Annotated in this window: 20 protein-coding genes; 11 read left to right on the top strand and 9 right to left on the bottom strand. The window is 71.5% G+C overall.

Features of this window, described 5'->3' with window-relative positions:
• Positions 1-192, bottom strand: a 192-nt coding sequence (locus ABZE72_RS04500; RefSeq protein WP_372727824.1) for a prepilin-type N-terminal cleavage/methylation domain-containing protein, incomplete at its 3' end; no start/stop codon positions are given.
• A gap of 214 nt (positions 193-406) precedes the next feature.
• On the opposite strand from ABZE72_RS04500, the gene ABZE72_RS04495 reads away from it, so the two are divergent.
• The 4 genes from ABZE72_RS04495 to ABZE72_RS04480 are packed head-to-tail and all read left to right on the top strand — an operon-like array spanning position 407 to position 4805.
• Positions 407-907 (top strand): GspH/FimT family pseudopilin, encoded by a 501-nt coding sequence (locus ABZE72_RS04495; RefSeq protein WP_372727823.1) that lies wholly within the window; start codon positions 407-409, stop codon positions 905-907.
• A complete protein-coding gene (locus ABZE72_RS04490; RefSeq protein ID WP_372727822.1) occupies positions 891-2696 on the top strand; it encodes a prepilin-type N-terminal cleavage/methylation domain-containing protein in 1806 nt (601 codons plus the stop codon). The genes ABZE72_RS04495 and ABZE72_RS04490 overlap by 17 nt, the downstream gene beginning before the upstream one ends.
• On the top strand, positions 2693-3385 hold the full coding sequence (locus tag ABZE72_RS04485) for a type II secretion system protein J (RefSeq protein ID WP_372727821.1): 693 nt from the start codon (positions 2693-2695) through the stop codon (positions 3383-3385). Before ABZE72_RS04490 ends, ABZE72_RS04485 begins: the two co-directional genes overlap by 4 nt.
• Positions 3386-3422: 37 nt before the next feature.
• A complete protein-coding gene (locus ABZE72_RS04480) occupies positions 3423-4805 on the top strand; it encodes a hypothetical protein (protein ID WP_372727820.1) in 1383 nt (460 codons plus the stop codon).
• Positions 4806-4809: 4 nt separating this feature from the next.
• On the opposite strand, the gene ABZE72_RS04475 is transcribed toward ABZE72_RS04480, so the two are convergent.
• The 5 genes from ABZE72_RS04475 to ABZE72_RS04455 form a co-directional block, all read right to left on the bottom strand.
• Positions 4810-4983, bottom strand: coding sequence for a hypothetical protein (locus tag ABZE72_RS04475; RefSeq protein ID WP_372727819.1), 174 nt, complete (start codon positions 4981-4983; stop codon positions 4810-4812).
• A gap of 165 nt (positions 4984-5148) precedes the next feature.
• Positions 5149-6363 (bottom strand): type II secretion system F family protein, encoded by a 1215-nt coding sequence (locus ABZE72_RS04470; RefSeq protein ID WP_372727818.1) that lies wholly within the window; start codon positions 6361-6363, stop codon positions 5149-5151.
• A complete protein-coding gene (locus ABZE72_RS04465) occupies positions 6360-7547 on the bottom strand; it encodes a type IV pilus twitching motility protein PilT (protein ID WP_372727817.1) in 1188 nt (395 codons plus the stop codon). Before ABZE72_RS04465 ends, ABZE72_RS04470 begins: the two co-directional genes overlap by 4 nt.
• Positions 7534-9261 carry a GspE/PulE family protein gene (locus ABZE72_RS04460; protein ID WP_372727816.1) on the bottom strand — a complete coding sequence of 576 codons (1728 nt, stop codon included), beginning with the start codon at positions 9259-9261 and terminating at the stop codon, positions 7534-7536. Before ABZE72_RS04460 ends, ABZE72_RS04465 begins: the two co-directional genes overlap by 14 nt.
• A complete protein-coding gene (locus tag ABZE72_RS04455) occupies positions 9261-10376 on the bottom strand; it encodes a type IV pilus twitching motility protein PilT (RefSeq protein WP_372727815.1) in 1116 nt (371 codons plus the stop codon). Before ABZE72_RS04455 ends, ABZE72_RS04460 begins: the two co-directional genes overlap by 1 nt.
• A 158-nt stretch (positions 10377-10534) precedes the next feature.
• Here ABZE72_RS04455 and pilM point away from each other — a divergent pair, with 158 nt between their 5' ends.
• The 6 genes from pilM to ABZE72_RS04425 are packed head-to-tail and all read left to right on the top strand — an operon-like array spanning position 10535 to position 16471.
• Complete coding sequence (pilM, locus tag ABZE72_RS04450) at positions 10535-11614, top strand: type IV pilus assembly protein PilM (protein WP_372727814.1); 1080 nt, start codon at positions 10535-10537, stop codon at positions 11612-11614.
• On the top strand, positions 11611-12402 hold the full coding sequence (locus ABZE72_RS04445; protein WP_372727813.1) for a hypothetical protein: 792 nt from the start codon (positions 11611-11613) through the stop codon (positions 12400-12402). The genes pilM and ABZE72_RS04445 overlap by 4 nt, the downstream gene beginning before the upstream one ends.
• The gene (locus ABZE72_RS04440) at positions 12399-13037 is read left to right on the top strand and encodes a hypothetical protein (protein ID WP_372727812.1); all 639 of its coding nucleotides are present in this window, start codon (positions 12399-12401) and stop codon (positions 13035-13037) included. Before ABZE72_RS04445 ends, ABZE72_RS04440 begins: the two co-directional genes overlap by 4 nt.
• 19 nt (positions 13038-13056) lie before the next feature.
• Entirely contained in the window at positions 13057-14595 is a 1539-nt protein-coding gene (locus tag ABZE72_RS04435) for a putative bifunctional diguanylate cyclase/phosphodiesterase (protein WP_372727811.1), read from the top strand.
• The gene (locus tag ABZE72_RS04430) at positions 14592-15641 is read left to right on the top strand and encodes a hypothetical protein (protein ID WP_372727810.1); all 1050 of its coding nucleotides are present in this window, start codon (positions 14592-14594) and stop codon (positions 15639-15641) included. Before ABZE72_RS04435 ends, ABZE72_RS04430 begins: the two co-directional genes overlap by 4 nt.
• Positions 15638-16471, top strand: a complete 834-nt coding sequence (locus ABZE72_RS04425; RefSeq protein ID WP_372727809.1) for an A24 family peptidase — start codon at positions 15638-15640, stop codon at positions 16469-16471. Before ABZE72_RS04430 ends, ABZE72_RS04425 begins: the two co-directional genes overlap by 4 nt.
• A 2-nt stretch (positions 16472-16473) precedes the next feature.
• Here the strand turns inward: ABZE72_RS04425 and ABZE72_RS04420 are convergent, their stop codons facing one another.
• Positions 16474-16989 (bottom strand): hypothetical protein, encoded by a 516-nt coding sequence (locus ABZE72_RS04420; RefSeq protein ID WP_372727808.1) that lies wholly within the window; start codon positions 16987-16989, stop codon positions 16474-16476.
• A gap of 148 nt (positions 16990-17137) precedes the next feature.
• Here ABZE72_RS04420 and ABZE72_RS04415 point away from each other — a divergent pair, with 148 nt between their 5' ends.
• A complete protein-coding gene (locus ABZE72_RS04415; protein WP_372727807.1) occupies positions 17138-18496 on the top strand; it encodes a putative bifunctional diguanylate cyclase/phosphodiesterase in 1359 nt (452 codons plus the stop codon).
• 14 nt (positions 18497-18510) lie between these two features.
• Here the strand turns inward: ABZE72_RS04415 and ABZE72_RS04410 are convergent, their stop codons facing one another.
• The gene (locus ABZE72_RS04410; protein ID WP_372727806.1) at positions 18511-19026 is read right to left on the bottom strand and encodes a YbjN domain-containing protein; all 516 of its coding nucleotides are present in this window, start codon (positions 19024-19026) and stop codon (positions 18511-18513) included.
• Complete coding sequence (mshA, locus tag ABZE72_RS04405; protein ID WP_372727805.1) at positions 19023-20258, bottom strand: D-inositol-3-phosphate glycosyltransferase; 1236 nt, start codon at positions 20256-20258, stop codon at positions 19023-19025. Before mshA ends, ABZE72_RS04410 begins: the two co-directional genes overlap by 4 nt.
• Positions 20259-20317 lie beyond the last annotated feature (59 nt).

Below are 20317 nucleotides of genomic sequence, written 5' to 3'. Positions count from 1 at the left end.
GGTCTCCTCGATCGTGGCGAGGGCCTTGAGGTCGGACTTGACGCCGGCGTCGACGCCCTTCTTGCGCTGCGAGAGGAAGAGCGGGATCGCGATACCGGCGAGGATGCCGATGATCACGATGACAACGAGGAGTTCGACGAGGGTGAACCCCTTGTCCTTCTCGTTCATGGACTTCTGCAAGCGAGCGATCATGGTGCGTTCTCCTGTGTCGGGGGGATTCCCGGCGCGTCCCTGATCCGATGCCAGGTGCAAGCGCCTTTCACCACTAGGTCTCGGCGCAGCGTCGGGGGACTTGACCCTTTTCCCGAATGTTTTTTTCGTCCTCAAGTCATGGGTGCCACAGGCCGAGGCTTCCACGGGAGTGTGACGCGACCTCCCCCGATCACGACGGACGGAGGACGGACCGGTGACCACTGACCTCGCCCCGCGCTCCTCTCGTCGGGCGAGCGGTTTCACCCTGATCGAGGTGATGGTCACCGTGGCGTTGATGACCTCGCTGATGACCGTGGCGGCCACGGGATGGGTGAACTGGTCCCGGGCCAGCGCCCACCGGGGCGTGGCCACCGACATCCAGTCGGTACTCCGCCAGACCCAGCAGCGTGCGGTCACCGAGGCCTCGTCGCTCTGCGTGCTGTTCGACACCACCGCCGACACCTGGCGGCTCTACCGGGGCCGCTGCGACTCCACCACCAAGACGGCGCTGCCCGGGTCGTGGTCGACCGGCTCGAAGGACCTGCACGTCTCCTACGCCCAGTTCGTGCCGGTCGCAGGAGGTACGTCGCCCGGGGTGACGTTCACCTCCCGGGGCACCGCCACCCCCGGGGAGGTCCGGGTCACCCGTCAGGGCAGCAGCACGGTGCACCGGGTGGTCGTGGAAGGGCTGACCGGCCGTGTCTCGACGCACTGAGTGCCGCGCCGGCGGGCGCGCCGGGCCAGCGTGCGACGACGGCTTCTCGATGGTCGAGGTCGTGGTGGCGATCGGCATCTTCGCGCTGCTGGTGGTCGCCGTGCTCCCCCAACTGATCGTCGGCATCAAGTCCAACGACACCGCCCGCCGGAGCACGCAGGCCAAGTCACTGGCGTTGGCCGAGCTCGAGCGGATGCGCAACCTGCCCTTCCACGTGGCTCCGACCGCGGGCAACTACATCGACGTCTTCGACCGCTACTACCCGCACCGGGTGGCGCCCACCAGCACTCCGGTCTGCACCTCGAACGGTGCCTTCGTGGCGTTGGCCGTGGCCAGCTCGGGCTATGTCTCCAGCACCGGCACCCGCTGCTCCTGGGAGCCCGCCTCCGGTGCGTTCTTCCGCCAGGTCCGCTCCGGCGCCAGCGACCCGGACCTGAAGGGCTTCGTCGTGGTGGTGGACACCCAGTTCCTCACCGACACCCAGCCACCGACACCGGTGTCGCCGCCCACCGGCTACGACACCCAGGTGGTCGGCAGGGACGCGCCGGCCTCCGCGCAGATCGGGGTCACGGTGACCGTGCTGCCATGGGGGCGCAAGGTGAAGTTCCCCCTGTCGACGTACACCCGGATCAGCCGGCACTACCAGACCGTGCAGCGGATCAGCAGCAACGTCGACGTCACGGCCCTCGAACTGGGCGGCCAGAGCACCGACTCCGTCCCGGTCACCCTGAGCAGTGGTCTGGTCAAGCTGAACGGCTCGCTGACCTACGGCACCAACGTCGACGCCGTCGTGGCGGGCGCAACGGCCGCGACCGGGACCGGCCAGCTGGCCGGTGGCGCCTCCTCCACGATGAACGCGCCCCCCAACAGCACCGGCGCGGCCCTGGACGCCGGGGACGGACAACTGGACGCCAGCGGCTGCGACCTGGCCTGCTGGGGCGGCACCCGGCTCTCGTCGCGGGTGGTGACGGCCGCCGACGGTCTGCCGAACGCGGGCTCTCCTGCTGCTCCGCTCGAGGCGACGGTCAAGGAGCCCAGCGCAGGTGGCCGGGCGCTGGCGTTCGGCGCGGGCGCCGGAGCCAGCTACCGGGACTCGCTGAAGCTGACCTCGCCGCTGGTGCGCCTGAAGGAGGGAGCCATCGGCTCCGCCACGACGTCGTCGTGCACGGTCGGCACCACGGGCAGCAACGTCCGGGTCGGGGCGTCGGGATGGTTGCGGAGCACGGCGCCCAGCGACACCGCGAACCCGATGGTGGTGGACGCCTGCGGCACCGCCCGCACCTCTCCGACCGCCGTCCTGCCCACCTCGTTCGCACCGGACGGCCTGCTGCGGATCAGGCTGACCCGAGCCTCGGTGCGCTGCCTGGTCAGTGGCGACGGGCACACCGCGAGCACGGCCTACGACTTCTCCGCGACCGTGGAGCGATGGACGCCGACGGGCTACGTCACGGTGGCCACCGTGGTGCCCGGCGCGACCACGGACCCGTTGGCCGCGATCAACCTGGCCACCACGAGCGTCGGCACCGGTGAGGAACATGGCGTCCTGGCCGACTGGATCGACTCCTGGTCCGCCGTGACCGTGGGCCAGGTACGTCGCGTGGCGAGCGCCGGCACGGCCTCGCTGGCCATCCCCGGCGTCGTCAACGTGGTCACCCGTCCGCTGCGCAACACCCTCGACGACACCGGCCAGATCGTCCGCGACGGCAACAACCAGCCGGTGCCCGAGCCGCTCTCCTCGCTCTCGCTGAGCTTCGGCGTGCTCAGCTGCAGCGCCAAGGACCAGCGATGACCCCCCACGACCGGACCCACGACCCCCTGGCCGAGCCGGAGCACCGGGACCGCGGGCTGAGCCTCGCCGAGGTGCTGGTGACGATGGGCCTCTTCGGCCTGCTCTCCACCCTGCTGCTGGGCTTCGCGGTCTCGACCTCCCGGGTCACCACGACGGTGCGGGACTCCGCGGACGTGACCGAGGAGTCGCGGCTGGCCGTCGAGCGGATGTCGCGCGAGCTGCGCCAGGCCAACGCGGTGGACCGCGTCGACCTGCGCAACCTCGGCGGTGCCACCACCACGGCGCTGACCCTGTGGAGCGACTTCAACGGCAACGGTGTCCGGGACAACAACGCCGCCGACCCCGAGGTGCTGACCTACCGCTGGGACCCGGGCACCGGGCGGCTCACGCTGACCGCGAACGACGCGGCCGGCACGGCGGTCACCCGCCCGATCCTGGCCGAGGTGGTCAGCGCCTTCACCCTGCGCCTGCGCAGCAGCCTGTGGGAGTACGACGCGAACGGGGACGGCGTCACCACCTGGCAGGAGCTCGACAGCGCCGGAGCTCCGGTCGGCAACAGCAACGGCCTGCCCGACGGCCCCGAGCTCGAGCGGATCGACCTGGTGGCGGTCAGCCTGGGCGTCACCGAGGGCAAGGCGACCCGGGAGTTCTACATGCAGGTCGACCTGCGGAACCGGGCACAGAACTGATGGGGCGGGCCGATGGACCAGCACGAGGAGCCTCGACATGATCACTGACCGCAGGCGCCCCGACCCCCACGACCGAGGCGCGGCGCTGGTCGTCACGATGATGATCGTGGCGCTGGTCGTCGTCCTCGCCACCACCGTGATGAGCGTGACCGTCAACAACCTGGGCTCGGCCCGTCGTTCCGCCGACGCCGCGCTGGCCCTGGACGCCGCCGACGCGGGGGTCGCCCAGGCGCTGGCCTACCTGCGGCGTTCGGGGGTCCGTCGGCTGTCCTGCTCGCCGACCTGTCCGAGCAACTCCTGGGGGAACAGCTCCGCCCCCACCCAGGAGACGATCAACGCCGCCACTCGCCAGGCCTACGCCGCGTGGATCGAGCAGTTGGCCCCGGTCACGGCGACCCAGTCGGGACGGTTCCGGGTGCACTCGCTGGGCACCGGCGGGAAGGGCGTCCGATCCCTCGAGGTCGACGTCGAGGTCGCCACGCTGACCTCGCTGCCGCTGGGCGTCTTCGCGCGCAGCGTCAGCGGTGGCGGCAGCGCGAGTGTGACCCGGGAGTCGATCTTCACCACCGGGTGCGTGTGGAACCGATCGAAGATCGACATGACCGCGGGCACCATCGACGCGGCGTACGGCATCCCGGTGGCCGTGCACTCCTCGCGCTACATCTCCGACAGCAACGGCCACAACCAGAACTGCGCGGTCTCCAGCGGCGCGATCCACAAGGCCTCGGCCTGCCACCCGGACTACCCCTACGACCAGGACAACCTGGGCGGCTCGCTGACGAGCACGTCGTGCTCATCGGTCCAGACCAACCACCCGACGTACTACGCGCCCCGGGACCTGGACGGTGATGGCACGACCGACGTGAACGGCTCCTGGATCAAGGACGACGCGAGCCTGCGGAAGCTGTTCGGGATCTCCACGCAGGCCTTCACCTCCGCCCAGCTCGACGACCTGCGGGCGACGGCGCGCAGCCAGGGCACGTACTTCACCAGCGCAACCGGCTTCACCAGCCCCGACCCGGCCACCACCCCGCACGCGGTGATGTTCTTCGACCTGGCGGCGAGCAACCCCGGCGCGCAGGTCGACCTCAACAACGTGAACGGCTGGGGTCGGACTCCGGGCCTGACGGCCGGCAGTGCGCAGTGCCTCGATCGCTCGCTGCTGATCGTGATCGACGGTGGCAACGCCAAGCTGAACTCGAACCAGACCATGACGGCGAACCTGGTACTGACCTCGCCTGCGCCCTACGGCTCGGTGGACAAGGCGAACGGCACGGCCAACTTCATCGGGACGATCTTCGCGGACACGGTGAACCTGGTCGGCAACCTCGACATCTCGCTGGACGAGTGCTTCCTGGCCAACCTGAGCCCGAGCCTGTTGTCGGCCAGCACCGGCGACTACCGCGAGATCGACCGCTAGACGGTCAGGGCCCGATGCGCCCGGTGGCGCACGAAGTCTGCAGCAGCAGCGCGCCGACCGCCTCGTGGCAGTTGCCCCAGCCCGGCGAGGTCCACAGGGAGCCCAGCAGCGTCATCGCCAGCGCAGCCGTCAGCATCACCCCGACAACCGCGACGACGAACAGGTGGGCACCACGCATGTCCGCCTCAACGACCCGTCGCAGGCGATGTCACGATCTCGTCGGCACCGGTTTGGACCGCTGGGCACCAGGCAGCGAAATGTGGCAGGAAATGTCCGATCGGACATTCCGGCATCGTCGAACGGGTGGTAGTCCTGTGATGCGCTCTCCGGCTTTCCCGCCGGCTCATTCGATGAGGTCGAAGACCGAGAAGATCGGCAGGTAGAGGGCCACGATCATGCCGCCGACCACCATGCCGAGGCCGGCGATCATCAGTGGCTCGATCAACGACGTCAGTGCCTCGGTGGTGGTCTCGATCTCCTCGTCGTAGGAGATCGCGATCCGGTGCAGCATCTGGTCGATCGCGCCGGTCTCCTCGCCCGAGGCGATCATCTGCACCACCATCGGTGGGAAGACCGGGTGCCGGGCCAGCGGGCCGGCGATCGACTCCCCTGCCGCCACCGACCTCGCCACGTCCTGCAACGCCCGGCCGATCACCATCGAGCCGGTGGTGTCGCCCACGATCTCCAACGACTGCAGGATCGGCACCCCCGAGCCCAGCAGGGTGCCGAGGTTGCGGGAGAAGCGCGCCAGCGCGATCTTCGCGAACAGCGGACCGAAGACGGGCACCTTGAGCTTGAGCGGGTCCACCACCGCCCGGACCTGCGGGTCCTGACCGTGCTTGCGCCACCAGTGCAGCCCGATCACGCCGACGAGGGCCATCACCGGGACGGCGTACTTCATGCTGCGGGAGAGGAACACCAGGACTCGGGTGGGCAGCGGGAGCTCGCTGCCCAGGCCCCGGAACATCTCCTCGAAGATGGGGACGATGAACAGCAGCATCCCCAGGCACATCACGATCGCCAGGCAGAAGACCACCACCGGATAGGTCATCGCCGACTTCACCTTGCCGCGGAGCTTGACGTCCGCCTCGAAGGTCTCCGCGATCTGCCGCATGGCCGTGTCCAGGAAGCCTCCCGCCTCGCCGGCCTTGGTCATGTTGACCATCAGCGCCGGGAAGAGGTCTCCGTGCGCCGCGAAGGCAGCGGAGAGGCTGTGGCCGGACTCCACCGCCAGCTTCACCTCGGACAGCACCCGGCGCAGCTCGGCGTTCTCCATCTGCTCGGCCAGGATGCCCAGGGCCCGCAGCAGGGTCAGCCCCGAGTCGATCATCGTGGCGAGTTGCCGGGCGAAGAGGGCCAGGTCCTTCTGCTTGACCCGTGGCTTGAAGAGGTGGATCTCGCGCTGCATCCCCACGCCGGCCTGGCTGACCTCGAGGGGCACGTACCCCATCGACCGGAGCTTGTCGGCCACCGCGGTCTCGGAGGCCGCCTTGACCCTGCCCTCCCGGAACCGACCGGAGGCGTCACGGACCTTGTAGTCGTACTGCTGGCTCGTCACGGGACACCGGCCCCGGGCTCCACCGACGTCGTCGACCAGGCCGCCTCCGCGTGCACCCCCTGGCCACCGCGCATGGTGGAGTCCACCAGCGCCAGGAAGTCGGTGGCGTTGGCGCAGTGCTCCAGCGCCGTCGCCCGGGTGATCCGTCCGTCGCGGACCAGCTGGGCCAGATGGGCGTCCATGGTCTGCATGCCGTGCGCGGCACCGGACTGGAGGGCGCCGGGGATCTGCTGCAGCTTGCCGTCGCGGATCATCGCCCGGATCCCGGAGGTGCACACCATCACCTCCACCGCGGCCACCCGGCTGCGACCGTTGGCGGTGGAGATCAGGTTCTGACAGACCACGCCCTGCAGGGTCGCCGCCATCTGGGTGCGCACCTGCTGCTGCTGCTCGGCCGGGAAGACGTCGACGACGCGGCTGACGGTGTCCTGGGCGGACTGGGTGTGCAGGGTCGCCAGCACCAGGTGCCCGGTCTCGGCGGCGGTCAGGGCGACCGAGATGGTCTCCAGGTCGCGCAGCTCGCCGACCAGGATCACGTCCGGGTCCTGACGCAGCACGTGCTTGAGGGCGGTCCGGAAGCCGTGCGTGTCCGGACCGATCTCGCGCTGGTTGACCACGCAGCCGCGGTGCTCGTGCAGGAACTCGATCGGGTCCTCGATGGTCATGATGTGACCGCGGCGGGTGCGGTTCACCTGGTCGATGACCGCCGCCAGCGTCGTCGACTTGCCCGAGCCCGTGGGGCCGGTGACCAGGACGAGCCCGCGCTTGAGGTGGGCGAAACGTTCCACCGCGGCCGGCAGGTCGAGCTCGGCCAGCGTCTTGATCTCCCACGGGATCAGCCGCATCACCGCGCCGATCGACTCGCGCTGCCAGAAGACGTTCACCCGGAAGCGCGCCTGCCCGGGTACGGCGTAGGCGAAGTCGAGCTCCTTCTCCTCCTCCAGCACCTTGCGCTGCCGGCCGGTCATCACGGCGTACAGCGCCTCCTGGAGGGGCCGGTGCTCGAGCACGGCGTACCCCGGAACGGCCTCCATCTCGCCGCGGACGCGCACCATCGGCGGCGCCCCCTTGGTCAGGTGCAGGTCCGAGCCACCGGTCTCGACCACGTGCAGCAGCAGCTCGTCGAGAGCAACGACGACCTCGTCGCGCGCCGGCGTGGTCGGGAACTCCTCACCCCACGACACGGAGCACCTCCTCCACCGACGTACGCCCTGCCAGGACCTTGAGCCAACCGTCGTCGCGCAGGGACGTCATCCCCTCCTGCCGAGCCATCCGGGCCACCTCTTCGGTCGCTGCCCGCTGGACCGCCAGCCGCTCGATCTCGTGCGAGATCGGCATCACCTCGTGCAACGCCATCCGGCCCCGGTAGCCGGTCCTCGCACAGGCCGAGCAGCCGACCGCGCGGTACAGCTGGCGCGGCCCGCCCTCGGGGATCGCCAGGCGCAGGGCGGCCAGCTCGTCGGGGTCCGGCGTGTAGGCCTCCTTGCAGCGCGGGCACAGGCAGCGACACAGCCGCTGCGCCACGATGCAGTCGAGCGCCGAGCCGACCAGGAACGGCTCGATGCCCATCTCGATCAACCGGGTGACGGCCGAGGGCGCGTCGTTCGTGTGCAGCGTCGAGAGCACCAGGTGACCGGTCAACGCCGCCTCGACCGCGATGTTGGCCGTCTCGTGGTCCCGGATCTCGCCGATCAGCACGATGTCGGGGTCGGAGCGCAGGATCGAGCGCAGCGCCGAGGCGAACGTGAGGCCCGCCTTGGGGTTCGTCTGCACCTGGTTGATGCCGGGGAGGCGGTACTCGACCGGGTCCTCCACCGTGATCACGTTGACCTGCGGCTGGTTGAGGATGTTGAGGGTGGCGTAGAGCGTCGTCGACTTGCCCGAACCGGTGGGACCGGTCACCAGGATCATCCCGTAGGGCTTGCCGTAGGCCTCGGAGAACCGAGCCCGGTTGTGCGGGCTGAACCCGAGGTCGTCGAGCCCCAGCCGGGTGTTGGTGTTGTCGAGCACCCGGGCCACGATCTTCTCGCCCCAGACCGTCGGGAGGGTCGCCACCCGCAGGTCCATGGTGCTGTTCTGGTGGCTCACCGTGAGTCGACCGTCCTGCGGGATCCGGCGCTCGGCGATGTTCATCCCGGCCATGATCTTGAGCCGCGACACCACGCCGTTCACGATGCTGCGGGGGCCCCGGTGGGCGTCCTGGAGGACACCGTCGATCCGGTAGCGCACCCGCAGGTCGTGCTCGGTGGGCTCGAGGTGGATGTCAGAGGCGCGGTCCGAGATCGCCTGGGAGATCAGCAGGTTGACGAAGCGCACCACCGGAGCGTCGTCGGCCACCTCGACGAAGGCCTCGAGCTCCTCGTCGTCGTCACCGACCAGGTCCGAGGTGAGACCGGCGAGCTCGTCCTCGGCCCGGTAGGACTGGTTGATCCGCTGCTCGATCTCGGCACGCCCGGCCAGGGCGAAGCGCACCCGGTGCGAGGTCAGCCGGGTGATGTCGTCCTTGAGGTCGAGGTCGGTGATCCGGCGCAGCGGTACCGCGACCTGGAGCTCATCGCCCACCCAGGCGAACGGGATCGCGCCCGAGCGCTTGGCGAAGTCCGGCGGCAGCATCGCGGCGGCCCGCGGGTCGACCCCACGCTCGGCGAGGTCGACGTACTCGATGTGGGCGAGGTCGGCCGCCACCTTCAGCAGTGTCTGCTTGTCGACGGCCCCGCTCTGGATCAGGGCGTCGAGAACCGACGTCCCCCGTTCCTCGGCCGCGCTCCTGGCCCGTCCCACGTCGGCGGCGCTGACGGCACCGGTGCGCAGCAGGGCGTCGACGGTCATCGGCTCGGCCGGAGCAGTGTCGTCGGCTTGCGACGGGGCGGCGGCGAGCGTGCGTGGTGGGGTGGCCATCAGCCCACTCCCCCGAGCCGGGCCTCGTCCGGACGCCACCCGGCACGCTTGAGCATCACCCGGAAGTCGTGCGGGTTGCTGGCGGCGAGCTGGGCGGTGGCCGGGCTGACCGTGCCGTCGACGGTCAGCCGCAGCAGATCCTGGTCGAAGGTCTGCATGCCGGAGTAGGTCCCGTCGGCGATGATGTCGGGGATCGACTCCGACTTGTCGGCGTCGCCCACGGCCTCGGCCAGCCGGACGTCGCGCACGGCGATCTCCATCACGCAGACCCGGCCGGTGCCGTCGGCGCGCGGCACCAGCCGCTGGCAGACGATCCCCTCCAACGAGGCCGCCAGCGAGGCCCGGACCCGCCGTTGTTCGTGCGGCGGGAAGAAGTCGACGATGCGGTGGATCGTCTCCAGCGCGTCGGTGGTGTGCAGCGTGGAGAGCACCATGTGGCCGGTCTCCGCAGCGGACAGCGCGGCGCGGACCGTGTCGGCGTCACGCATCTCGCCGATCAGGATCACGTCCGGGTCCTGCCGCATCGCGGCGCGCAGCGCCGAGCTCCAGGCCAGCGAGTCGCTGCCCAGCTCGCGCTGGGTGACCGTCGCCCGCTTGCTGGGGTGGATGACCTCGATCGGGTCCTCGAGGGTGAGGACGTGCACGGCGCGCTCGCGGTTCACGACGTCGACCATCGCGGCCAGCGTCGTGGTCTTCCCGGATCCGGTCGGCCCGGTCACCAGAACCAGTCCTCGCGGCCGGAGGGCGAGCGTGCGCACCGCCTCGGGCATGCCCAGCGCCTCCAAGGGCACGGGCTCGTCGCCGATCAGGCGCAGCACGCAGCCGTCGGTCCCACGGGTCCGGAACGCGTTCGCGCGAAAACGACCCAGCCCGGGCACGGCGAGGGCATAGTCGGCCTCCAGGCAGGCGTCGTACGTCGCCAGCACGTCGTCGGTCATCGAGGCGCGGATCATCTCCGTGACCTCCGCGGCCGGCACCGGCTCCGAGGTCACCTCGACCAGCGCACCGCCGATGCGCACCTTGGCAGGGGCGTCCGCCCGGAGGTGGAGATCCGAGCCGCCACGACTCACGACCGCCTCCAGGAAGGGCAGCATGCGACCCGGTTCCGATGCCACGTCTCTCCTCGTTGTCTCTGGACCTGTCGTGAGATGTCTCGGCACCACCGCCGTTGCGCTGTAGGGCCAGATCTCAGGGGTCAAGTCATGGGTTCAACTCCCCGATGCACCCCCTGAGAGGCCCCCGCCCTCACGCCGACCACGGAAGGACCGAAGGCATGCCGCGCACCGTCGTCGGACTCGACATCGGCAGCGCCGAGATCCGCGCCGTCGAGGCGAAGTGCTCGGGACGGTCGGTGAGCGTGCACCGATCCGGCAGCGTCGCCCTTCCGCCCGGGGCGGTCGAGGGCGGGCTGGTCCGGGACCGGGCGGCCGTCACCGAGGCCCTGCGCCAGCTGTGGTCGGAGACGAAGATCGCCAACCGCTCGGTCCGCCTCGGGGTGAGCAGCGGATCCGTGCTGGTCCGCCAGCTCGAGCTGGACTGGATGCCGGACGCGGACCTGCGCCGCTCGCTGCGCTACCAGGTCGGCGACCTGCTCCCGGTGGCCGTCGAGGATGCCAACCTCGATCACGTCCTGCTCGGCGACGGCGAGGTCCCCGGGGAGAACGGGCAACCGCGGCGCGTCGTCCGGATCCTGCTGGTCGCCACCGCACGGACCGCCGTCGACGACCTGGTCCGCTGCGTGCAGGCGGCGAAGCTCCAGACCGTGGCGGCCGACCTCGCGGCGTTCGCCCTGGTCCGGGTCGCCCAGCGCGCCGCCCGCGGCGGGGCTGCGGAGTCCGAGCCCGAGGCCGTCATCGACATCGGGGTGGACAAGGTCTCCGTGGCCGTGCACACCCGCGGGCGCCCGCACTTCGTCCGGGTGGTGCCGGGCATCGGTGGCGGCTTGCTGACCCGCGCGCTGGTCGAACAGACCGGATGCAGCTGGGCGGAGGCCGAGGAGTTCAAGCGCACCCCCGGTGTCCTGGAGACGCCCGATGGGCGGCCGATCGACCGCGACGGGGCCGTCCTGGTGGACGGCGTCCGGCGGATGCTCGACGAGCTGCGCACCACGTTGGACTTCCACGCGCAGAGCGATCCCGAGACCGCGCCGACGCGGGCCACCCTGACCGGGCAAGGCGCGCTGATGCCCGGCCTCGTGGACCGGTGTGCGGCGACGTTGGGGATCCCGGTTCGACTGCTCGACGCCGGCGCTGCGCTCACCCCGCGTGGCCCCGGTCAGGCCGACCCGGCCGGGCCGACCCTGGGCCAGGGCATGAGCGTCCCCCTCGGTCTCTGCCTGGGCCTGGCGTCATGACGCTCGTGGTGAGCCGACCCGAGCGTCGGCGTACCCGGGAGACCGAGGCGATCGCGGGCGAGGCGTCGGTCAACCTGCTCTCCGACTGGGTGCTGGAGCACCTGCGGGTACGCCGCCTCCGTCGACGACTCGTCGTCGCGGTGGTGGCCCTGGTCACCCTCGTCGGTCTCGGCACGATCACCCAGCACCTGCGGCTCTACGAGGCACACCAGGACCTTCGCGGCGAACAGGCCGTCGCCGCCGGACTCGCCCAGCAGATCGAAGGACTCGCCCCGGTCAGGACGTACGTCGAGGCCGTCGCGGCGCAGGACCGGACGGTGCGCGAGACGATGTTCGGCGAGATCTCCTTCTCGCGGGTCGTCGCCGGACTGCGCGAGGCCACCCCCGCGGGCGCAGCCATCGACACGATGTCGGTGACCCTGCCGCCCCGGACGCCCGGCAGCGTCCCGGCTTCGGCGGCGGGAGCGGCGGCGGGAGCGGCCGGCGGAGCGGCGGGGAGCGAGAAGAACCCGAGCCGCGGACTGCAGGCCACGTGCCCCGGGCCCGACCCCTTCGCCACCAAACCGATCGTCGGCTGCCTGAACCTGAGCGGCACGGCCGTCGACCGCGAAACGGTCGGACGGCTCGTCGTGGCCCTGGGCAGGGCCGGCCTGTTCGTCGAGCCCTTCATCACGACCACCACCACCAGCGACGACCAACCCGTCGCCTTCTCCGGCTCGGTGGGGATCTCGCCGAAGGCGTTCAGCGGTCGCTACGACCTACCGGCGGACGGGACGCAGACACCATGAACCTCCGGACCCCCACCGCCACCATCACGCTCGGTGTGCTCGCCCTGTTGGTCACCGCCGGCCTCGGCTGGCTGCTCCTGCTCGGACCCGTGACGGGCTCCCTCGGGCGGGCGCACGCCCAGTCCGCCCAGGCGGTGCAGCAGAACGAGAGCATGGCCGCGGAACTGCGAGCCCTCGAGGACCAGCGTGACGGGCTCGCTGAACTGACGGTCGAGGCGGACCGTTTGGCCGTGCTCTTCCCCCCGACGGCCGACCAGCCGGGCTTCTTCACCAGCGTCACGACGGCTGCCCGCAAGGCGGGGATCAACCCCAAGGCGATCACCACCCTCAGTCCCAGCGCACCGGTGCCGGTGACCGGGGCGACCGGATCCCCGGAGCAACCGGCGCCCGCACCGGCCGACGCCCGACTCGCCGAGCAGACCGTCACCCTGACCGTCACCGCGCGGGACGGCCAGATCCAGGCTCTGCTGCGCCACCTCGAGAAGCTGGACCGCTCGTTCCTGATCACCACCGTGGACATCAGCGGGGCCGGCCCCACCGACCCGTTGACGGTGTCGATCTCAGGCAAGACCTTCGTGGCCCCGCCCGTCACGGCCCCGGACCTGGGCCCCGCCACGGCTGCCGGGCCCGGCTGAGATGGCCGCCCTGCACAGCGTGGACCAGCTGCTCATCGACACCGGCCTGCTGGGGCCGAGCATCGCCGGTCTTGCTGCACTCGTGGCGGTGGACACGATCCGACGGACCCGGCACCGCAACACCCACCCGGACGAGGATCGCGCGCACGACCCGGTCACCGGCCTGCTCTCACGCCAGCACCTGGCCGCCGATGCCACCGCACTGCTCCAGCGCAGTACCCGGCGCCGGACGACGGTCGTCTGCCTGCTCATCGACCTCGACAACTTCAAGGGCATCAACGACTCCCTGGGCCACCACGCCGGGGACCAGGTCCTGGCCGCGACCGCCCGACGACTCCAGGCCTGCAGTGCGCCCGAGGACGTCGTCGTACGACTCGGGGGGGACGAGTTCGTGATCCTCGCCGCACGTGCCGACGCCGCCGCGGCACGTCGGTTCGTGGAGGAGGTGCACGCGGCGCTCGAGGACCCCATCCGGGTCGACGACCTCGATCTGGCCGTGCGCGCCTCCATCGGCACCGCACTGCGGGAGTCGATCTCCCAGACCCATGAGGACCTGGTCCGGATCGCCGACGACGCGATGTACCGGGCCAAGACCCAGGCCTCGGGGCACTGGCAGCCCGCCGACACCCGGCGGGGCGACCGGCCCCAGCACGACGCCGAGGCGGTGCAGTGGCTCACCGCCGGGCTGGACGACGACCAGTTCCTGCTGCACTACCAACCCCAGATCGACTGCCGCACCGGCGCGGTCACCGGGTTCGAGGCGATGCTCCGCTGGCGACACCCGACGCGCGGGCTGCTGCCGCCGTCCGAGTTCCTGCCGCTGGCCGAGCGCTGCGGCCTCACCGCACGGATCAACTCCTTCGTCCTCGGTCGGCTGCTGCGCGACCACGCTGACCTGACCGCGATCGCCCCGGGCGCCCGCTGTGCGGTCAACATGACGGCGCGGAGCCTGCTGGGGGTCGACTTCGTCCGGGACCTGGAGCGCCGGCTCGGCGACGCCGGCGTGCCCGGCTCCGACCTGGTCCTGGAGATCACCGAGTCCGCCACCCACCACGGCCGGCAGGCGGCCGAGCTCTTCGCGGGCCTGCACCGACTGGGCTGCACCGTCAGCGTCCAGGAGTTCGGCGCCGCCGCCGCCTCCCTGACCTCCCTGTGGCAGAACCCGGCGATGGGCGAGATCAAGATCCACCCGACGATCGTGCGTGCGGTGACCGAGGACATCCAGGCCGAGCGACTCGTCCGGGCACTGGTGAACGCCGCCCACGGACTCAGCATGCGCGTGGTGGCCGAGGGCGTCGAGCACACCCCGGAGGCCCGGATGCTGCGCTCGCTCGGCTGCGACGTGCTGCAGGGCTTCTGGATCGGGCCGGCCGTCGACCTCGACGGTCTGCGCGAGTGGGCCCACCACTGGGAGCGCGTCGGCGCTCGCACGGCGCGGGAGATGTCCGCGCCGACCTCCAGCGGCTCGCTGCCCGACCCCGCCCGAGGGGTTCAGCCACCACCGGTCGGTGCCGACACCCCCGACGAACAGCACGATCCAGCAGGGGGCCCCAGGTGACCGATGCAGCATCGAGACCGGCCGTCGCCGTCGTCGCACAGGTGGAGGGCGTTCAGGTCGTCCTCCTGGTCGCGGTCGTGGCTGCGCTGCTGGCGGCAGGGGCACTCGTCCTGCTCCGGACCCGGCGGACGGCCGAGGTGATCGACCTGGGCGACCTCACGCTCCCGGAGGAGCCGGTGGTGGTGCCGAACGCCGGGCAGGGGGCCGATGACGAGCGCGCCCCTCGGGTGGCGCTCGTGAGCGTCCCGGCCCCGACCCACCAGCCGCTCGAGACGGCGAGGTGGAGCACTGCAGAGGGTGACGAGCGCCCGTCGGGCGGGGACGCGAGCGACGACGTCGAGCCGGCCACCGCCCACGTCCCGACCCATCGTGGTACGCCCCCACCGGGGGTCGAGTACGCCGAGCTCTCGCGCTCGTACGCCGCCCTGGGTCGCGCGGAGGACGCGGCCCTGGCCCAGTGGGCCGCCGACCTGCGCCTGGTCCGGCCGCTGATCGGCGACCACGGCCGCGACCTGCCCGAGCGCGTCCTGGCGATCAGCGGACGCTCCCCGGTCCACGCCGTTCGGCGCGCGCGTACCGAGCTGCTGGGCCTCGTCTCGGACTCCGAGCCCGGCTGGCCCGCCCCGCCGATGTTCGCCTCCCTCCGCCACGTCTCCGAGCTTCCGTGCTCCGACACCTGCACCGCGATCACCACCACGACGACCCCGAACCAGCTGCGCGACCGGGCCGCCGACCTGATGGCCCGGGCCGCCGAGGTGGCCGCGGGCGACCCTCGGGCCGCGCGAAGTGACGCCCGGCGCTCCGACCTCGCCGCGCTGGACGCCGTACTCCTGGAGTCCGCCCAGCTGTACGGCGACCGCTCGCTCGCCTCGGTGGAGCTGCGTCGGCAGCTGGCCTCGGTCGCCCTGCACGACCAGGACCAGACGGCGGGCGACCAGCCGCTCCCCCACGAGATCGCCCGCACCCGAGCCGTGCTCCGCAGCGTGGTGGAGCCGCATGAGCTCGACCGGCTGGAAAGCTCCTTCGCCCCGGAGCCCACCGGATGAGCGACCTCCTGCCCGGACCCATCGTGGTGGCGACCGTCGCGGCGCTGGGGCTGGCCGTCGGGTCGTTCCTCAACGTCGTCGTGCACCGGGTGCCGGCCGGGCTCTCCGTGGTCCGCCCCGGCTCGGCCTGCCCGGTCTGCGCCCATCCGGTCCGGGAGCGAGACAACATCCCGGTCGTCTCCTGGCTGGTGCTGCGCGGTCGGTGCCGGGACTGCGCGGCCCCGATCTCCGCGCGCTACCCGGCCGTCGAGGCCGGCACCGCCCTGCTCTTTGCGCTGATCGCGCTGCGGCTGCCGCTGACACCGACCCTGGCGGCCTGCCTGGCGATGGCGGGTGCCGGCGTGGCGCTGGCCCTGATCGACCTCGCCCATCAACGCCTCCCGTTCGCGGTCACCGGGGTCGCCGCCGTCCTCGCGGCGACCGCCCTCGGCGCGTACTGGGTGTGGCTGGGGCTGGCGGCCGAGGGCAGCGCCCTGGGTGCGGCCTGGGCCGCCGCGTGGCCGGCGCTGGCCGGGGCCGCGGGGTGGCTCGCGGTCTACGCCGGCATCTGGCTGCTGACCTCGGGTCGGGGGATGGGGCTGGGCGACGTGGCACTCGCCCCCGTGCTCGGACTGGTCCTCGGTGCCGTCGGGCTCGACGCCTCGGCGGTCGGCCTGGCAGCCGGCTTCGCGCTCGGGGCGCTCACCGGGGTCGTCCTGCTGGCCACCGGGCGCGCGGGTCGGCGGACGGCGATCCCGTTCGGGCCGTTCATGCTGGTCGGCGCAGCCGTCGGCCTGTTCGCGGGAGCACCCCTGGCTGCCGGCTACCTGGGACTGGTCGGGCTCGGCTGAGCTCAGCTGGTCAGGGCGGAGAGCGACCCGGTGGGGTCGTCGCGGTAGCGGGCGATCAGCTCCCCGGTCGCCTCGTCGATCCGCTCGTGCAGGGCTCGGCGGTACTGGGTCAGCTGCTCCTCGGCGGCACTGAGCCGCGAGAGCACGCCCTCGACGTCGGCCTCGGTGTCCGGAACGCTCCACACCTCGTCGAGCTGCGGCAGGGCCGGGAGCGCCTCGGAGGCCCGCACGCCGACCAACCGTGAGCGCGCCTCTCCCGAGCCGGTGTCGCCGAGCACCCGGACCAGGTCGTTCAGGCTCAGCGGCCCCTCGTTCAACGTGCCGGCTCGCACCAGGTCGATCCGGGCGTGCACCAGTCGGCGCCAGTAGGAGATCTTCTCCTCCTCGTCCCGCAGCCGCTGGCGATAGGTGCGCAGGTCGGCCAGGGGGAGCTCGGCGAGATGCGGGGAGGCCTCGGCGTCGGTCACCGTTCGGCGTCGCCCACTGGCCGGAAGTCGTCGGTCTCCGTCGGTGGTCACGGGAAGATCATGGCCTATGCGCGCGGTGCTTCCCGGCAGGCGTCGACCCCACTGGTCTGGACCGGCGAGGCCACGCCCGTCACTCCGGACACATCCGTCGTACAGTCGTGGGGCGTAGGTGGGGGCCTCCTAGAAGAACGGAAGTCTCATGTCGGGCGTCGCGTCAGCCGGTTCCGAGCCGGGCTCCGCGGGTCACGAGCGCGGGGAGACCTCGATCTCCTGCGCAGACACCGCATTCCTCATTGCGAGCCACGCCACCGGACTCTCGGTCGCCCTGGTCGCCACCTCCCTCGACAACGCCAGCGAGATCGCCGAACTGGCCGATCCGCACGCGCTCGAACTCGTCGGTCAGCAGCAGCAGCTCCAGGTGCACTGCATGGGAACCCAGGCCCACCTGGTCAGCACGACGTCGGCCGGCGGGCTGATGCTGGCCGTCACCGCCCGTGACGAGATCGCGCTGATGGACCTCGTCGCCGAGCTGGCCGACCGCCTGCGCACGCCGGTCGAGATCGGTGACGAGCGGGTGTGGCCCCTGGTGACCCTCGGCGCCCGCGCCTGCTTCCCGGGCGAGAGCCTCGAGTCGGTGACGCGTCAGGCGCGAGCCGCGCTCACCCAGGCACGTGCGGCGGGTCCCGGCACGACGCACTGGTGCCAGCCGGGGTCCGAGGACGACGCACCCGTCCGGATGACCCTGATCAACGACCTCGCCGTCGCGATCGCCGACACCCACCAACTCCGGCTCCACTACCAGCCGCTGCGCGACCTGCAGACCGGCGAGATCGTCGGCGCGGAGGCGCTGCTGCGCTGGAAGCACCCCGGGCGTGGCCCCCAGACGGCCTCGAGCACGGTCGGCACCGCCGAACGCAGCGGCCTGATCGGTCGGCTCGGGCAGAAGGTGCTGGAGATGTCCGTGCGACAGCTCGGCGCCTGGAAGCCGATCGTCCCGGCGGGGTTCCGGCTGCACGTGAACGTCTCCCCGATGGAGCTGAGCGTCCCCGGGTACGTCGACCAGGTCGAGGCACTGTTGCGGGAGCACGACGTGCCCCCGCAGCTGCTGCTCCTGGAGATCACCGAGACCACCGCCATGACCGGCCGCGCGGACACCCTGAAGTCGCTGCACCGACTGACCGACCTCGGGGTCGGTCTCGGCATCGACGACTTCGGCACCGGCTACTCCTCGATCGCCTACCTGCGCGACCTTCCGGTCGACACGGTCAAGGTCGACCGTTCACTGATCTCGGGTGTCGCCACCTCGGTGCGCGACTACGCGATGGCCTCGGCCGTGGCCCGTCTGCTCTCGGTGATGCCGGTGCGGGTGCTCGCCGAAGGGGTCGAGAACGCCGAGCAGCAGAAGCTGCTGCGCGCCGTCGGCTACCACTACGGTCAGGGGTACCACCTCGGGCGACCGGTCGCCGGCGACCGGTTCACCAGCACCCTGATCCGCAACACCTCGGCTCGCCAGGAGCTCTCCCGACCCTGGCAGCACGCCCAGCACTGGAGCGCCTGAGCGACCGTCCCCCGTCAGTTGGCGGCGGGCTTCCCCTCGGCGTCCTCGGCCTCGAGCCAGCCCCGGAAGGCCTCGAGGTTGGCCGTCGGCTCCCCGCGCAGCTTGCGCCACTGCCACTCCTTGCGGATCGAGGAGGCGAAGCCCAGCTCGAGGATCGCGTTGAAGGACTCGTCGGCCGTGGTGAGCACGGAGCCGAGCAGCCGGTCCAGCTCCTCCGAGGTGAGCACGGCGTGCGGCAGGCGGGCGTCGAGGTAGATGTCACCGAGCCGGTCGACGGCGAAGGAGACCGCATAGGTCTTCAGGTTGCGCTCGAGCAGCCAGCGGTAGACGCGTTCGTGGTTCTCGTCGGGCTTGCGACAGACGAAGGCATGCACCCCGACGGCGTGCGGGCCGACGTCCAGGCGGACGGCGGTCTGCAGCTTCTTCTCGCCGGGCAGCGAGAAGGAGAAGACACCGTCGGTGCTCTCGTCGAAGTCGATGTCGTTGGCGGTGAGGTGGTCGCGCACCACCTGGGCCTGCGCGTCGGTCATGGGACCGACTCTCGCATGCCGGCGCGGGCCTGCTCGTAGACCTCGAGGGTGCGACTCGCCGTACGCTCCCAGGCGAACTCACGGGCGTGGGCGAGGGCACCGGCCTCCAGCCGGACCCGCAGGTCGGCGTCGCTGATCACACGCTCCAACGCCGCGGACCAGTCGACCGGGTCATGGCCCTCCACCAGCAGCCCGCTGTGACCGTCCCGAACGACCGTGGTCAGGCCACCGACGGCGGCTGCGAGCACCGGGGTGCCGGCCGCCTGCGCCTCGACGGCGACCAGTCCGAACGACTCGTTGTACGACGGGACGGCGACCAGCGTGGCCGCCGAGTACCACGTGGCCAGCTCGGACTGGGCCACCGGTGGCACGAACCGGACCACGTCCAGGATCCCCAGCTCACGGGCGAGGACGTCGAGCGCCTCGGGGTGCTCGAGGCCGGACCCGGAGGGCCCGCCCACGATCGGGACGACCACCTTGGTGCGCAGCTCCGGCGTACGGCGCAACAGGTCGGCGACCGCGCGGAGCAGGACGTCGGGAGCCTTGAGGGGCTGGATCCGGCCCGCGAACATCAGCACGTGCGCGTCGACCGGCAGTCCGAGCTCACGGCGCGCTTGGGTCCGGTCGAGGGGCCGGAAGACCGACAGGTCCACCCCGGGGTGCACGACCTCCACCCGGGAGGAGTCGGCGTCGTAGAGGTTGATGAGCTGCTTGGCCTCGATGTCGGTGTTGGCGATCAGCATGTCGGCCGCCTCGACCACCTGCTGCTCCCCGATGATCCGGGCGGCCGGCTCGGGGGCGTCGCCCTCGGCGAGGGCCTCGTTCTTGACCATCGCCATCGTGTGCATGGTGTGCACCAGCGGCACGCCCCACCGGTCCCGGGCCAGCGCCCCCACCTGACCGGAGAGCCAGTAGTGCGAGTGCACGGCGTCGTAGTGGCCGACCGGCTCGCCGGCCTCGGCACGCAGCACCTCGCGGGCGAAGACGCACAGTTGCCCGGGCAGCTCGGACTTGGTCAGCCCCTCGAACGGCCCGGCGTGGATGTGGCGCACCTGGACCCCGTCGGCCACCTGCACGACCGGCGGCAGCGCGGAACTCGTGGCGCGGGTGAAGATGTCGACCTCGATGCCCTGCAGGGCCAGACGCCGGGAGAGCTCGAGGACGTAGACGTTCATGCCGCCGGCATCGCCGACCCCGGGCTGGTCGAGCGGGGACGTGTGCAGGCTGATCATCGCCAGACGCCTCACCGGCTGCCTCGCGGGGCGTCCGTTGACCTCCACGTGGTCCCTTC

The organism is Nocardioides sp., from assembly GCF_041600255.1.
Taxonomy (GTDB): Bacteria; Actinomycetota; Actinomycetes; order Propionibacteriales; family Nocardioidaceae; genus Nocardioides.
Note: the sequence above shows the minus strand (reverse complement) of the source record. Positions and strands in the feature narration are given on the sequence as shown.